Here is a 15,406-nt window from a genome sequence, read left to right as displayed (position 1 = left end):
AGTTATGAGTTATGAGTTATGAGTTGAAATTTGCTCAACACTCAAAACTCATAACTCTTCTCAAAACTCTAGTTAACTCAAAACTCAAAATTCAAAACTCAAAACTATTCTTATGGCACGCGCAAAGTTTGAAAGGACTAAACCCCACGTTAACATCGGTACGATCGGTCACGTTGACCACGGCAAGACTACCTTAACCGCAGCTATCACCATGACCTTAGCTGCTTTGGGTAAGGCAGTAGCTAAGGCTTATGACCAAATTGATGCGGCACCCGAAGAAAAAGCACGGGGAATCACAATCAATACCGCCCACGTTGAGTACGAAACCGAAAACCGTCACTACGCGCACGTAGACTGTCCCGGACACGCTGACTATGTGAAAAACATGATCACTGGTGCAGCCCAAATGGATGGCGCTATTCTCGTAGTGGCAGCAACCGACGGCGCTATGCCCCAAACTAAGGAGCATATTCTATTAGCACGTCAGGTGGGAGTACCCCGTCTAGTCATCTTCTTGAACAAAGTTGACATGGTAGACGATGAGGAACTCCTCGAACTCGTAGAATTAGAGTTGCGCGAACTTTTGAGTGAATACGAGTTTGATGGCGACGAGCTGCCGATCATTCGTGGCTCAGGTCTGAAGGCTCTGGAAGCAATGACTGCAAACCCAAAAACTCAAAAGGGTGAGAATGAGTGGGTAGATAAAATCTACGAACTCATGGATGCGGTAGATGATTACATTCCGACTCCCGAAAGGGATGTTGACAAGCCGTTCCTGATGGCAGTAGAAGACGTATTCTCGATCACAGGTCGTGGTACGGTTGCTACAGGTCGGATTGAGCGCGGTAAGGTCAAAGTGGGCGATACAGTAGAATTAGTAGGTATCAGAGATACCCGCAACACCACTGTTACCGGGATTGAAATGTTCAAGAAGAGTCTTGACGAAGGTATGGCTGGTGATAACGCGGGTCTACTGCTTCGCGGTATCCAAAAGACCGACATTGAACGCGGTATGGTAATCGCTAAACCAGGTTCAATTACACCTCACACTAAATTTGAAGGTGAAGTGTACGTGCTGACCGAAAAAGAAGGAGGTCGGAAAACTCCTTTCTTCCCTGGCTACCGTCCTCAGTTCTATGTACGGACAACTGACGTAACTGGAACTATTGCAGCTTTTACCGCAGATGATGGTAGTGCCGCAGAAATGGTAATGCCAGGAGACCGCGTGAAAATGACCGTTGAGTTGATTAACCCGATCGCGATCGAACAAGGTATGCGCTTTGCGATCCGTGAAGGTGGTCGTACCATCGGTGCAGGCGTTGTTTCCAAGATTCTGAAGTAGTCACTCTCTGGCACTACTTAAGGGGCAGAAAAGTATTACCAGTTTGGTAAAATACTTTTCTGCTCCTTCATCATCCTGCTAAAACTGTCTAACTGAAAACATAACAATTACTTTAGAACCTAGAAAACTAAAAAAATGGCAACCATTCAGCAGCAAAAAATTCGGATTCGTTTGAAAGCATTTGACCGTCGTCTACTTGACACCTCTTGTGAAAAGATTGTAGACACCGCAAATCGGACACAAGCTACAGCTATTGGCCCTATTCCCCTACCTACACGCAAGAAAATTTACTGCGTTTTGCGTTCTCCTCACGTAGATAAAGATTCTAGAGAACATTTTGAAACTCGGACTCATCGCCGCATTATTGATATCTATCAGCCTTCCTCTAAGACTATTGATGCTTTGATGAAACTTGATTTGCCTGCGGGTGTAGATATTGAAGTCAAACTGTAATCAGTTTCTTTCTGGGTTAAAAACTTGAGATAGCCTTTTAGAAATGATTCTAAAAGGCTGACTTTATTTCTGTTTTGGGTAGAGATCAGCTAAAGTAAATAAAGAAACGCCATTACCCTCTGTGACTATGCCACCGTCATCCTCGATAGCGGTTCGAGAGCTTCCTTTATTCCCACTACCAGAAGTAGTTTTGTTTCCCGGTAGACCCCTACCGCTGCACATTTTTGAATTTCGCTACCGAATCATGATGAATACGATTCTGGAAAGCGATCGCCGTTTTGGGGTACTACTAATGGAACCATCCGGTAAACCAGCATCAGTAGGTTGCTGTGCGGAAATCGTCCGCTTCCAAAGATTACCCGATGACCGCATGAAAATACTCACTCTAGGGCAGCAACGTTTTCGAGTTTTGGAATACGTGCGCGAAAAGCCTTACCGAGTTGGGTTGGTAGAATGGATTGAAGATCAACCACCCCAGAGGGAATTGAACTCTTTAGCAGCAAATGTAGAACAATTACTGCGCGATGTAGTGCGCCTTTCCGCCAAGCTTACAGAACAAAATATTGAATTACCCGATGATATTCCCTCTCTACCGAGAGAGTTGTCTTATTGGGTTGCTAGTAACCTCTACGGTGTACCAGCAGAACAACAGACGTTGTTAGAAATGGATGATACTGTCTCTCGGTTGGAAAGGGAAGCAGAAATTCTCACTTCTACTCGCAATCATCTGGCTGCGAGGACTGTACTTAAAGATACTCTAAAAGAATGATTGACGTAAAGTACGTTGTTGCGCTTCAGCGCTAGTCTGCCGCTGAAGCGCAACAACGTACTTAATTTATTTAGGGCTTGCTTCAAAAAGGTAAAAGTAAGATATGCAAAGGTTTTACCCATTTTTTGCCCACAATAAATGCAAGGTTATCACAATCTTTTAGTGCAAAAACCTTGCCTTTTTGCGGGAAATTGTAGGGACACGGCATTCAAAAGATAACGCAGGAGTTGCAAATATTAATGATGCCGTATCCCTACCGTCACTATTTATTGCTGTCGCGGATACCAACCATACCAATTTAGAACGGCTAACCAAATCGCGGAAAGCAATCCGGCGATGCTAAGGGTTAAACCGCTATAAGGTACTAATAAGCCTAAAATTGGTAAAACTGCCCCAGCAATAGTACAGATGAAAGCTGCTAGAGATGCCCTTAGATTCCTTCCTAGTCCCCAGGCTAGAGTTAAGAGGACGAGAGATGCGATCGCCCAAGCTAGCTGCGGATTTATAATTCGACTCAGATAAGTTATAGCCAAAATCGTAGCAAAGAAAATTCCCCCCGTTATTGCTACATCTTTTAGTTTCAAAGATATTGAAAAATACAATAATAATAACCACCAGAGAAAGATTGCAGGGGCTAATAATAATAAGCGAGGAAGAATTCCTGTATTGCGAATTGTTCCGGTTGCTGTAAATACCCCAAAGGGATTGAGAACAGAAACATTGTCGTCAAAAACCCAAGTAAAACGAGTACCTTTTCCCTCTGCTTTTGCTTCGGTAGGAACAACACCACTGGCAAAATCTGCATTAGGAAAGTTGGCTAATACAGAAAGTCGAAAATTAGAAAGTAATTGCCCATTGGCATTATAAACCCAACGAGGGCCTCCTTGGGCTTGGTAGGTGACACGAAAGCGAGTTTCTGTGTTTGGTGGTAAGCGAAAGGGAAATGTATATTCGCCTGGATTATTTGGTTCTAATCGAGTTCCGTTTTGTTCTACTTTAAAGTTTTGCAGTAAAGAATAGCCGTTAGGTGGTGGTACTTCCAAGAAAAAAGTTTCTGTATCTTTGAGACGATTTATTAACTGATATTCGGCGGCAAAGTCTACTAAATAAACGTTGCGATCGCTCTTTTGTGGATCGGAAGCTTGCATAATATTAACTTGAACTTGGGAACCATTAATTGCTATTAAACGGTTTACAGTTCTTTTTTCCTGCACTTTAACTATTCTGTTTCCAATTTGCGTGTTGTAACTTAATGGTTCTTGAATTGTGTAACGTACTTGGGGTGCAATTTGTTCTAATCTATCTCCAGCTACACTTGCTGCTACTTGAGTTACTCTGGCTTGTTCCCAAAAATGATAACGATTCGCTAAAGTTGTACAAAGAAAGAAGCCTATTATTACCAGAATTAAAACTAAAGCGGTGTGTTGTAAACCACGCAATAATGCTGAATAACGGACTACCCATTCACTAATAAAAATTCCCGGTTCTGGTGCGTCTTTTCGTAAAGAAAAGAGGGAAAAACTTAAAAGAGCGATCGCCATTCCCAACACCCCAACTAACCCAACTAAAATCAAAAACAACCGAAGTATTTCTCCGCCAAATTGCATAATTTGACTGGGTTGGGTTAAATCCGGTAAATTGGGAATACCTTGAGCAGCTAAAATTAACATTAGTTTGATTTTACCTCACTAACTTTTCTCAGATGGAGAGAAAGACTGAGTTGATCATTCAAAAGTTTCTTGAGCTAAAATGTCCTTTTCTGTTGGGTTCTGATTTTTCGAGTTAATGGGTAAAACTGGATAACTACCAAAAATTTTTAAAGTTTCCGTATGCAGCTTTAATTCGGCTATTGCAGATTTTATTGCTGGATCGTTAGCATTAGCTTCAATATCAATAAAAAATAAGTATTCACCGAGCGATCGCTTAGTCGGACGAGATTCAATCCGGCTAAGATTAATATTACGACTAGCAAAGATCTGCAAAAGTTTGGCTAAAGCCCCTGGTATATTAGCTGGAACACTAAAAGCTAAAGAAGTATGACTACCACCAGAAGAAGGATTTAAACTTACTACCAAAAACCTGGTATGATTATCTGGATAATCATTAATTGGACAAGCCAGAATTGGTAAATTGTAAAGTTGGGCGGCGCGTTGAGAAGCGATCGCACCCGCTGTTCTATCCTGTTCTAAATGTTGTAAAGCTTCCGTAGTAGCATTAGTAGGAACTAACTGCGCCAAAGGCAAAAACTTATCAATCCAACCTTGACATTGAGCTAAAGCTTGGGGATGAGAATAAATCGCTCGAATTAATGCCAAATCTGACGCGCAAGATATTAAAGCATGAGCGATCGGTAAAATTAACGCCTGTTGAATTTGTAAATTATCGAATCGCCACAAAGCATCCATTGTCATTGTGACACTACCTTCAAGAGAATTTTCAATGGGAACCACACCCAAAGAAGCCTGCCCATTCGCCACAGCTTCTAGAGTTTGGGCAATGCTAGGGTAGGAACACAAAATTGATTGCTGACCCGTTTCTTGAGTTAACCATTGAGAATAAGTCAAAGCAGCTGCTTCTGCGTAAGTACCAGTTGGCCCCAAGTGTGCAATTGATAGACTCATAAAGCGGTAAATCTCAGTTTTGTAACGTTTCTCAGCATTTCAAACAGATTGTATCCTCTGGCTTACGCCAAATTAGAGAGGAATAGTTCGTAAAGTTTTGTAAGGATAAACATACATAGTCGCACAACAGTTTACTATGAGAAGCTAAATTTCATTGCCGAAATGCAAATTTTAGTGACAAGTAATTGCACGGAACTTTTAAGAACCGTAACGTACAATTAAGTAAGTAGTAGTACAGCGTAAACTTCTGTTACCAACCTCTCATGCACACCCGATTTGATGCCTCTCAGTCAGTTGAAATCGCTGTTCCCCAGCAACCAATACCCATTCAACACTATTTACGTCAACCAAAACGTCTTGTCCAGGCTTTAGTTGATGTAAATCGGATTGAACAGTTAAGTGAAGAGATTTTTCGGCTAAAGATGCGTCCGCTGGCATTTATGACTTTAATGATTCAGCCCACAGTAGATATGCGGGTATGGGCAGACAGTGATGGTACTGTTAATTTGGAATCAGTGGCTTGTCAAATTCGAGGTATAGAATACATTAATCAACGCTTTGCCTTAAATTTGAAAGGGCGACTTTCTCCCTATCAAATTAACGGCACTACATATCTCAAAGGCAAAGCAGATTTACAAGTTCAAGTAGAATTACCTCCTCCCTTTTGGTTAACTCCAAAACCAATATTAGAAACCACTGGTAACGGATTACTCAAAAGCGTACTACTAACAATCAAACACCGCTTAATGCAACAACTCCTGCTAGATTACGCTACCTGGGCGAAAACAGGCAGCGAAGCAAACATCTCTGGAGAAGTGAGAGTTTTGCCAGCAAATTAGAAGGCAAAAGGCTCCAGGGCAGAAGGGAAGGAGGGGTAAAGGTTAAAGGGTAAATTTCCCTCTTCCCTCCTGCTCCCCTGCTCCGAGAATCCTACTCTCGACAGGGACGAAAAGAACGGCGATGGTGACGGGAGGGGCCATATTCTTTTAAAGCTAGAAGATGGCGGGCTGTACCGTAGCCTTTATTGGCTTCTAAACCGTATTCTGGGTATTTTTTAGCTAAACGGAGGATCAGTTCATCGCGCCATACTTTAGCTAAGATGCTGGCAGCTGCGATCGCTAAAACCTGCTCATCACCCTTAATAATTGACTGCTGAGGTATTTCCAAATCAGGAATTGCCCATTTACCATCCACCAAACAAAGACTAGGGCGTAATTTCAATCTAGTTACAGCCCGTCTCATTGCCAACAAAGAAGCCTGGAAAATATTAATGCGGTCAATTTCCGCAGCAGAACAATAACCAATTTGGTAATCTAATGCCACTTGGCGAATCATCAAATCAAATCTTCTTCTGCCAACATTGGTTAACTGCTTACTATCTTTAATCTTCGCACGCTTCAATTCCAAGAGCGCTTCATCAGGTAAGATTACTGCTGCTGCTACCACAGGGCCAAACAAACAGCCTCTTCCCACCTCATCAACTCCAGCAACTAAAGTTGATACTGAATAGTTAGTAGTGACTAATTCCTTCATATTGTGATGAATTGTTATTAGTCATTTGTCACTTGTCATTTGTAAGAACTTTCACCAATGACAAATGACTAATGACTAATGACTAACTTTGCTAGATTCCTCCATCAGCATCTACCGAAGAGGAACGACGACGACGGCGACGACGCACGCCATTATCAACCGTTTCATTTTCCGATTCACTACTTTCAGGAGTGGCAATTTCCGCTTCTTCTCTACTCAATACAGGAGGAGCAATTGTCCGTTCTTCTTGAGCCGCCGTATCCGAAAAATCCAGTTCTAGCTGATAATTTTCCGGTTCATCATCGGCTGTCTCCACTTCAGTTGTTACATCATTTTTCTTGTAACTTTCTGTTAGCGATCGCCTTGAATCATTGCTAGTTTCTGAGTCAGATTGTCCGGGTGACTTAATAGCAACCGTCGCTGTTTTCGGATTCTTTACCTCTCGATCTAATAACAGCAAAGGAGAGATACCCATTAAAGCGTAAACCTCTTGTTCCTCTGGTGTCATTTCCACAGAAATCACTTCCGCAGGTGTCACTTCTTTTGTGGGACGATTGTAGCGATCGGGGCCATCTAAACGAATGCCTTTCTGTAAAAGTGAAGCATTTTTAGAGACCTGGGTAGGGAAAGTTTTCGGTGTAGGAGTAGGCATTTCCGGCTCAGCCACCCAACCAGATTCACTCTTCTCCGAAAAAGGCGCAGCCGAAGCACCAACACCACCTCTACCCATATCTTCTTCTAATCTTCCCCCTTCGCCAATTCCTAAACGGCGACGGCGACGACGACGTGCATTATTCAACCCGCCTCGATCTTTCAAGTCGGGGTGATTTAGCATATCTACGTCTGGATAATCAGAATTAGAGTCAACATCATCTGTATAACCCTTGTCTTCCCATAAAGGTACGTTCTTAATTTCCTTCCCCGGTGCGCGAGTTGGTTCGACAGTTGGATAATCTCTAAATGATGCTGGGGCTTCTCTTTCTGGCAAGCGTTCTCTATCTCTAGATTCGCCAATTCCGGTGGCAGATGGTATGGTAATGCGGGGACGTGGTGAGACGGCTTCTTCACTACCTGTGTCTGTCCATCTTCTAGCTTCTGTGTCGAAACTTTCCCGTTCTCTGGTGATATTTTCCCCTGGTAAGTGAACTATATGACCATTACCACCACAAGTCGGACAAGGGCGACCAAATAATTCGTAAATATTTTGACCTTGGCGTTTGCGAGTCAGTTCCACTAAGCCAAGTTCGCTCAGTTGAGCAATTTGCGGTCTGGCTTTATCTGCTTTGAGGGCTTTGTTAAAATGCTCTAGGACTTGTAGCTGATCGCGTCTGGAGTCCATATCGATAAAGTCAACGATGATGACTCCGGCGAGATTCCGCAATTTTAATTGACGGGCGATTTCGGTTGCAGCTTCGCAGTTTGTCCACAATACAGTTTCTCTGGCTGTAGCCGAACGGGTGAAGGAGCCTGAGTTAACGTCGATTACGGTAAGTGCTTCTGTAGGCTCGATGATGATATATCCACCAGAGGGTAAGTCTACTCTGGGTTTAAGGGCTTCTCTAATCGCGGCATTCACCCGGAAGTAGTCTAATATGGGTAAGCGATCGCGATGATGATCGATTAAAACCCCCTGTGGTGTCTTACCTGCACTCCAGTTCATCAAATGTTGCTTAACTCGCTTTACTCCAGTATGAGAATCTACCACAATCCGATTCACATCTTCGCTATACATATCGCGTAAAACGCGCTGCACGAAGTCATCATCCCGATTTAATAATGCCGGAGCCCGACTAGAAATTACTTCTTGTTGAATCGCTTCCCATTGTTTTTGTAGCGATTCTAAGTCTTCGATAATTGCTTCTTCTGGCTTATTTTCCGCTTCCGTTCTTACCAGTAAACCCATTCCTGGTGGCTTTAACAAAATCGCTAAGGCTCTCAGGCGATTGCGTTCGCTTTCACTCTTAATTCGCCTTGATAAATTTACACCTCTGCCAAAGGGCATTAATACTAAATAACGACCAGGTAAAGTAATATTACCAGTGAGTCGAGGGCCTTTATTCCCTGTCGGCTCTTTCATTACTTGGACTAAAACTTTTTGTTGTGGTGCTAGCAGTTCGGTGATTGCTCCTGCTGTCCGTTTTAATCTTAATGGGCCTAAGTCAGAAACGTGAATAAATCCATTGCGTTCTGGATCTCCTATATTCACAAAGGCAGCATCAATCCCTGGTAATACATTCTCGACTACACCAAGATAAATGTCTCCTACTTGGTGATTTCCAGTAGCAACAACTAATTCTTGAATTTGATCTTCAGAAAATACGGCAGCAATGCGATGTTGTTCAGCTATGATGATTTGTTTTGGCATTCAAATACCTCTTTAGATTTTAGATTTTAAATTTTAGATTTTAGATTTTGGATTTTTAAAAAATCGTCAATCAAAAATCAAAATCAAAATCATTTTTTGGATTTATTTTTGGCTCTAATGGCTTGAAAAATCTGCTTCTTGAAGCAAGTAGTTACGGGCATCTTGCCTGTACTAATAATCCCCGAATTTCTGAATCTACTGATGAACAATTACATCAATTTTCAGAATTTATTTTTGGTTGCTAATAACGAGAGAGATCTGACAGAATATTTCACTCAACTTCCTTACTGCAATTAATTTGTTATTCGATCGCGCAGCCTGTGCGTAGCACCTATCGCGTAGCTTGTACACCAGCACTAATCGCGTAAGTGAGCGTCCATTCGTAAATCGGTCTACCAAAATTGACTTTGACTAGCTCCCCCAGTTCTTGAAGAATTCGGCGATCTACTATCTCTGGAGAGAGGTACAAAAACCGATTTTGAACATTCCATTGATTGCCATAGATAGCTTGTTGTAGAAACCATTTTGGCACATTCTAGGATTTTTCTTTTGGGGTGCTTGGTGCAAATTAATTAAAGGCATATCTAACCAAGTTTTTTTTGGTTTGTTAGCGGTAGCAGCGCGGAGTGCGCTTTACGGATTGATTATGTTAAATCCCCCTATTTTCACCTGGCTTTTACCTTCATAAGGTAGATAAAATTTGCTCTACCCTGGCTGTAAATCTCAGGCTTGTACCTAATTCTCCCCCCTTTTTTCTATCAATAGAAACATGGGGAAGGTAACAGGGGGCTTTCACTCTAACCCCTAGCATTAAATGCGATTTTGTAATGCTCAATTGGCACACAAAACTCGGTAAATTTCGTTTTAGAGTTAATCACAAGGAAATAGTTACGAAGAAACATGAAAGCTTCTTATTTTTGCTTAACTCGCTTATCGCATCTTATCACATCTAAACTAGGTAATTTCATCCATTGACCAGGGAGGTATATTTTTTGCTGCTTTGTGATAAGCAAAAATTATTGTTTTGGGAATTCTGAAGCCTACGCTGGTTCTAGGATTAGTTGAGTCCGGTGAGCGTGAAGTAGTTGAAACTCCTGCTGAGTTACTTGTTCTAGCATATAAACGATGTGTTCTGGGCGCAACAAGTTCCCATCATTCCGGCAATTACCTAGATAACGGATCTTTGCCTGTTGCTGATTTTCGGTTTCGGCGAAGACAAGTTCTAATTCTAACAAGCGATCGCGCAGATTTACCTCTACCTTTTTCCCTGACTTAGTAGTATGCTCCATCAAAATTCGATCGCTATTTTTTACCTCTGCTATCCACTCGCTCCATTGTGCAGGCAAATTTTCTGTAACAGTTGCCACCGTTAACACATACTCGGCTTTTTCTAACAATTGTGTAGCTGCTGGCGTTTTTAAATCCACCTCCTCAACATGATAAATCGGAATATTTTCTGGCAGTGCTTGGGCTAACTTCGCTTGGATTGTCGCTACTTCCATTGCTTGAGTCAACTCAAAATCTACGATTTCACTTTCGCTTGTACTTCCCAAGGATAAAGCATTGGCGATCGAAATTCTGGGACTTGGATGAAAACCACCTGTAAAAGTGACTGGTATCGCCGCACGCCTAACTGCGCGATCGAACAACCTCACTAAATCCAAATGGCCCACTAAAGCCATATCACCACGTTTACCAAACCAAACTCGCAACCGCTGGGCTTTGTTTTGGTTAGGAACAAACTCACCCACAAATTCGGGAATTGGTGGAGGTGATACTACTATGTTATGCCCAAAATCGGTTCCGCAAACCCCACAATGGGAACAACCTTCAAAAGAGCAATCTGGAACCGTCGCCGCTTCTAGGGCTCTTGTTAAGTCTTTTTTCAGCCAATTCTTATCGATTCCGGTATCGATATGATCCCAAGGTAGAGGTTGATCTAGTAGGGGCGATTCATGAATCGCCCCTACTTCTGCTGTTTGCCCATTTGCCAGGTTCCATTCGCCTTGTTCTACCAGACGATACTTCCAGGTTAAATCAGATTGGGCGATCGCATCTCCCCAAGCTTTATATGCTTTCTCTACACTGTCAAACCAGGAATCCATCCCTGCACCCAACTCCCAAGCGCGACGGAGCACCGCTGACAAACGGCGATCGCCTCTTCCTAAAAAGTCTTCCATCGCGGAAATTCGCACGTCAGTAAAGTTAGCTTTTACTCCTTTCATCGAGCGAAATTCCGATCGCAAAAGTCCTTGTTTCCGTTTAAACTCTGCCGTCGAAACAGAATGCCATTGAAAAGGTGTGTGAGGTTTCGGCGTAAAGTTAGAAATTGTCAGAGTGAAATTAATTTGCCTTTTACCTTTAATCCGACATTCCTGCTGTAACCAACGAACAGTTTCCCCAATTCCTAGAACATCTGCATCGGTTTCCCCTGGCAAACCAATCATGAAGTATAACTTTATTTTATCCCACCCTTGTTCGTAGGCAGTTTTTACTCCCCGCAGAAGTTCTTCGTTAGTCAAACCTTTGTTAATGATGTCCCGCATTCGCTGGGTACCCGCTTCTGGCGCAAAGGTAATTCCACTTTGTCTAGTTCCACCGATAATGTTGGCAATATTTTCATCGAAGCGATCGACCCTTTGACTAGGTAGAGAAAGGGAAATATTTTCATCTTTGAGGCGGTTTCTCACTTCCACCCCAACAGCGGGTAAAGCCAAATAATCGGAACAGGAAAGAGACAGCAGCGAAAATTCATTATAACCAGTCGCCCGCATTCCTTCTGAAATGGCTTCGATCACCTGTTCTGGTTCCACATCTCTAGCCGGACGAGTTAACATTCCCGGTTGACAAAAACGACATCCCCTGGTACAACCGCGACGAATTTCTATGGTTAAGCGATCGTGTACCGTCTCGACAAAGGGAACTAAGCCGATCGAATAAGCCGGAATCGGAGTCGCTACCCGGCGTAAAATTCTTTTGGGAACATCCGGGCGATTGGGATGAACCGAGCCATCCGTTGCCATATCATAAAACTGAGGCACGTAAACCCCCGGAACTTGGGCTAAATCTAACAATAACTCAGTTCGACTTAACCCTTGGGCTTTACCCTCTTCTATTACTAAACCTATTTCCGGTAACAGTTCTTCCCCATCACCCAAAGCAATGAAGTCCAAAAACTGGGCGTAAGGTTCCGGGTTAGAAGTCGCTGTTTGTCCCCCCGCAAAAATCAACGGGTATTGAAAATCATCATTTTCCCCCCTTTCTTGCCAAGTTAAGGGAATTTGGGCTAAATCGAGCATTTCTAAGATATTCGTAGCTCCCAGTTCATAACTGAGGCTAAAACCCAAAATATCGCACTCTTTCAACAGTTGACGTGACTCAACGGCAAATAAAGGTGTGTTTGTTGCGCGTAGTTTAGCCGCTAAGTCGGTTCCTGGTAAGTAGGCGCGATCGCATAACTGACGGGGCTGCTGATTCAAAATGTTGTACAGAATTATATGCCCTAAATTAGAAGCTCCTACTTCGTAAACCTCTGGATAAGTCAACACCCAGCGCACTTTCGCCTCCTCCCAAGGCTTATGCACTGCGCCTAACTCATTTCCTAAATAACGCGCAGGCTTGTAAATATCTGGTGTAAGCAACTGTTCTACTGCTACTGCCACAGGCATTATCCTTGTCTGAAGACGGATCGAAGGCTTAATAATCTAACTTTATCTATTATTAATTGTATTTATGGCAAAAATCTGCTTTATCCCGAAAGGAACAAGCAGATTCTGCCATGTTAAACTAGTACCACTAGTAAAATTCAAAAAGCTTAAATAATAAGCTGTTTAACGATTTTGTATCGTTTGTTACTTAAAACTTGCTGAAGTCGGTAACGCTTTGAAGTATCTTTGAGAGTCAACCCAACTAACTAACCTGAAAAACATTATTGCTCTGAGAAGCTACTACAACGTGGCTTCAAAAGCAGTTCTACTTTCAAATATCTCGAATACTTTATTTAACTGCGTCAATTCAAAAATAATCCGAATCGATGGGGAAAGGGAGCAAAGGCTAAATCTTTGGTTTTGACGCTGCGCTAGTTTGAGAGCAGAAACTAAAGTCATTAATCCTGCACTATCCATAGAATCTAGCTGTTTCATGTCAACTAACACTGTTGTGTTAGGATTAGCGGCAACTGCTGCTGTTAGTTTACTGCGAAACTCAGCTGCATTAGCAGCATTAAGATGTCCTTGGGGTTGAACAACGGTGATTGGTGAAACTACTGCTAAAGTTTGCATGATTTCAGTCCTGTTATCACAAAAATTACTTATGCCATTCCATGTATTAGATGTTATTACCTGGTGCCGTATATTGAACAGGTGTACTCCGTATTTTCACAGAAACTTTACTTAAATTACAACATTTTTAAAGATTCTAACAAGAAGAATTAGTGGTAAAGTATGTAAAGATACGGAAAAGTTCAGGAATTCTTCCGGTTAACTAAAGAAGTCAGTGAATAGAGTGTCTGTGGGAACGATGATGATTTAAGTCAACTAATGCCAAACTGATAGACAAGAACTACTCTTGTCTACACTATCACTAAGTTTGCTTGTGATTACATCAGTAAAAAGTTATAGATGCACAATATCTAACCACTTTTGTCTAGGTAGATATTTAATTACCTACTTCGAGTCAAACATAGGGGTTTGGAATATGCCAGTGAGTTAGATCACTAAAATTGACAGGTTTGGATCACTCGCAAGGAAAAGTCTTTAATAGAGAATCTTCTTATAAAGGAGTTCTGGTCAGTAACCGTGGAAGCTAAAAATGCGATTCGTGGACTTGTAGAAAAAGCGATTTCTATTCGTCGTCTGACTCCAGATATCGAAAACGAAATCAACTATGAACTAACAAGGCTAGGCTATATCTCAGATGTTGATTATGAAGCCTTGGAATTATTAATGGATGAAATGGATGCGGGTCGAATTCAGTTAGTACCAACCTGCTAATTTGACTAGGGAAATTACTGCTTTGCTAAAATAAGTGCTCTGAAAGCTCAAGTATTGAGTCAGGTGTGCATTAACAGAGCTAACTAAACGGTAAACTGTCAAATGGCTTTCCTACATCACATATTAAGTCGCCATGCAGTTTGCTCAACGTTTAGAAAAAATTCCTCCCTACCTGTTTGCAGAACTCGATCGCAAGCGGGATGAACTAGTTAGTCAGGGCGTGGACATTATCAATATGGCAATTGGCGATCCAGATAAACCGACACCAGTTCATATTGTCACAGCAATGCACGAGGCGATCGACGACCCTTCTACTCACAATTATCCGCCTTATCGGGGTACAAAAGAATACCGTCAAGCGGTGGTAAATTGGATGGAGCGGCGGTTTGGAGTTAGTGGATTAAACCCAGAAACCGAAGTAATCCCTTCTATTGGTTCAAAAGAAGCGATTCACAATACTTTTCTGGCTTTTGTCGAACCAGGAGATTACACCCTGATCCCTAATCCAGGCTATCCAGTATATCGAACTTCAACATTTTTTGCTGGTGGTGAGCCTTACTATATGCCATTGCTGCCAGAACGGGGGTTTTTGCCTTCTTTACAAGCAATTCCCGAACAGGTAGCTAGTAAGGCTAAATTATTATGGGTAAATTACCCGAATAATCCGACTGGTGCTACAGCCAGTTTAGAATTTTTTGCCCAGTTAGTGCAGTTTTGTCAAAAATACGACATTTTGTTGTGTCACGATCATGCTTACTCGGAAATAGCTTATGAAGGTTATCAGCCGCCAAGCGTCCTGCAAATTCCGGGTGCTAAAGAAATTGCGATCGAATTTCACAGTTTATCGAAATCTTACAATATGGCTGGCTGGCGGATTGGTTTTGTGGTGGGAAATGCCTTGGGAATTAAAGGACTGAGCCAAGTAAAGACCAATATAGATTCTGGCATATTTAAGGCAATTCAACGGGCGGCGATCGCAGCCTATTCCACCAGCAGCGCAGAACTTCAGCAAGTATTGTCAGTTTACCAAAAACGCCGAGATATCGTTGTGGAAGGGTTAAGGTCTTTGGGTTGGACAATCGAAGCCCCCAAAGCTACCCTGTATGTGTGGGTTCCCGTACCCAAAGGTTACACTTCCGCTGAATTTGTTACCTTGCTATTAGAAAAATGTGCGATCGTAGTTCCCCCTGGTAACGGTTACGGAGACGCTGGCGAAGGCTTCTTCCGCATTGCCTTAACAGTTTCCGAAGAACGCTTATCTGAAGCAATGCAGCGAATGAAACAAGCAGGAATCTATCTCTAGTGTCGCTTCCTGACTCCCGTTACAGTCGC

The 15,406-nt window shown here is 42.4% G+C and carries 13 protein-coding genes; 6 read left to right on the top strand and 7 right to left on the bottom strand.

Annotation, left to right across the window (positions count from 1 at the left end):
* The first annotated feature begins 112 nt into the window (after positions 1-112).
* The 3 genes from tuf (at position 113) to ACE1CC_RS28740 (ending at position 2,564) form a co-directional block, all read left to right on the top strand.
* Positions 113-1,342 (top strand): elongation factor Tu, encoded by a 1,230-nt coding sequence (gene tuf, locus ACE1CC_RS28750; protein WP_413273846.1) that lies wholly within the window; start codon positions 113-115, stop codon positions 1,340-1,342.
* A 135-nt stretch (positions 1,343-1,477) separates the two neighbouring features.
* A complete protein-coding gene (rpsJ, locus tag ACE1CC_RS28745; RefSeq protein ID WP_073594782.1) occupies positions 1,478-1,795 on the top strand; it encodes a 30S ribosomal protein S10 in 318 nt (105 codons plus the stop codon).
* 127 nt (positions 1,796-1,922) lie between these two features.
* Positions 1,923-2,564: an LON peptidase substrate-binding domain-containing protein gene (locus tag ACE1CC_RS28740; RefSeq protein WP_413273845.1), complete on the top strand. Its 642-nt coding sequence runs from the start codon at positions 1,923-1,925 to the stop codon at positions 2,562-2,564.
* Between the two features lie 266 nt (positions 2,565-2,830).
* Here the strand turns inward: ACE1CC_RS28740 and ACE1CC_RS28735 are convergent, their stop codons facing one another.
* A complete protein-coding gene (locus ACE1CC_RS28735) occupies positions 2,831-4,234 on the bottom strand; it encodes a hypothetical protein (protein ID WP_413273844.1) in 1,404 nt (467 codons plus the stop codon).
* Positions 4,235-4,288: 54 nt separating this feature from the next.
* On the bottom strand, positions 4,289-5,185 hold the full coding sequence (gene pheA, locus ACE1CC_RS28730; protein ID WP_413273843.1) for a prephenate dehydratase: 897 nt from the start codon (positions 5,183-5,185) through the stop codon (positions 4,289-4,291).
* Positions 5,186-5,448: 263 nt separating this feature from the next.
* Between pheA and ACE1CC_RS28725 the strand changes: the two genes are divergently transcribed.
* A complete protein-coding gene (locus ACE1CC_RS28725; RefSeq protein WP_413273842.1) occupies positions 5,449-6,024 on the top strand; it encodes a DUF1997 domain-containing protein in 576 nt (191 codons plus the stop codon).
* A gap of 91 nt (positions 6,025-6,115) precedes the next feature.
* On the opposite strand, the gene ACE1CC_RS28720 is transcribed toward ACE1CC_RS28725, so the two are convergent.
* From ACE1CC_RS28720 to ACE1CC_RS28700, 5 genes are all read right to left on the bottom strand, one after another.
* Positions 6,116-6,718: a ribonuclease HII gene (locus tag ACE1CC_RS28720; RefSeq protein ID WP_413273841.1), complete on the bottom strand. Its 603-nt coding sequence runs from the start codon at positions 6,716-6,718 to the stop codon at positions 6,116-6,118.
* Positions 6,719-6,809: 91 nt separating this feature from the next.
* Positions 6,810-9,083, bottom strand: coding sequence for a ribonuclease E (rne, locus tag ACE1CC_RS28715; protein WP_413273840.1), 2,274 nt, complete (start codon positions 9,081-9,083; stop codon positions 6,810-6,812).
* A gap of 331 nt (positions 9,084-9,414) precedes the next feature.
* Positions 9,415-9,615, bottom strand: a complete 201-nt coding sequence (locus tag ACE1CC_RS28710; protein WP_413273839.1) for a hypothetical protein — start codon at positions 9,613-9,615, stop codon at positions 9,415-9,417.
* Between the two features lie 508 nt (positions 9,616-10,123).
* Positions 10,124-12,745 carry a TIGR03960 family B12-binding radical SAM protein gene (locus tag ACE1CC_RS28705; RefSeq protein WP_413273838.1) on the bottom strand — a complete coding sequence of 874 codons (2,622 nt, stop codon included), beginning with the start codon at positions 12,743-12,745 and terminating at the stop codon, positions 10,124-10,126.
* A gap of 285 nt (positions 12,746-13,030) precedes the next feature.
* A complete protein-coding gene (locus ACE1CC_RS28700; RefSeq protein WP_413273837.1) occupies positions 13,031-13,363 on the bottom strand; it encodes an STAS domain-containing protein in 333 nt (110 codons plus the stop codon).
* 516 nt (positions 13,364-13,879) lie between these two features.
* Here ACE1CC_RS28700 and ACE1CC_RS28695 point away from each other — a divergent pair.
* On the top strand, positions 13,880-14,074 hold the full coding sequence (locus ACE1CC_RS28695; protein ID WP_193980889.1) for a hypothetical protein: 195 nt from the start codon (positions 13,880-13,882) through the stop codon (positions 14,072-14,074).
* Positions 14,075-14,207: 133 nt separating this feature from the next.
* Positions 14,208-15,377 carry a pyridoxal phosphate-dependent aminotransferase gene (locus ACE1CC_RS28690; RefSeq protein ID WP_413273836.1) on the top strand — a complete coding sequence of 390 codons (1,170 nt, stop codon included), beginning with the start codon at positions 14,208-14,210 and terminating at the stop codon, positions 15,375-15,377.
* The last annotated feature ends 29 nt before the right edge of the window (positions 15,378-15,406 follow it).

The organism is Floridaenema aerugineum BLCC-F46 (genome assembly GCF_041929345.1).
In the GTDB taxonomy this organism is placed as follows: domain Bacteria; phylum Cyanobacteriota; class Cyanobacteriia; order Cyanobacteriales; family Aerosakkonemataceae; genus Floridanema; species Floridanema aerugineum.
Note: the sequence above shows the minus strand (reverse complement) of the source record. Positions and strands in the feature narration are given on the sequence as shown.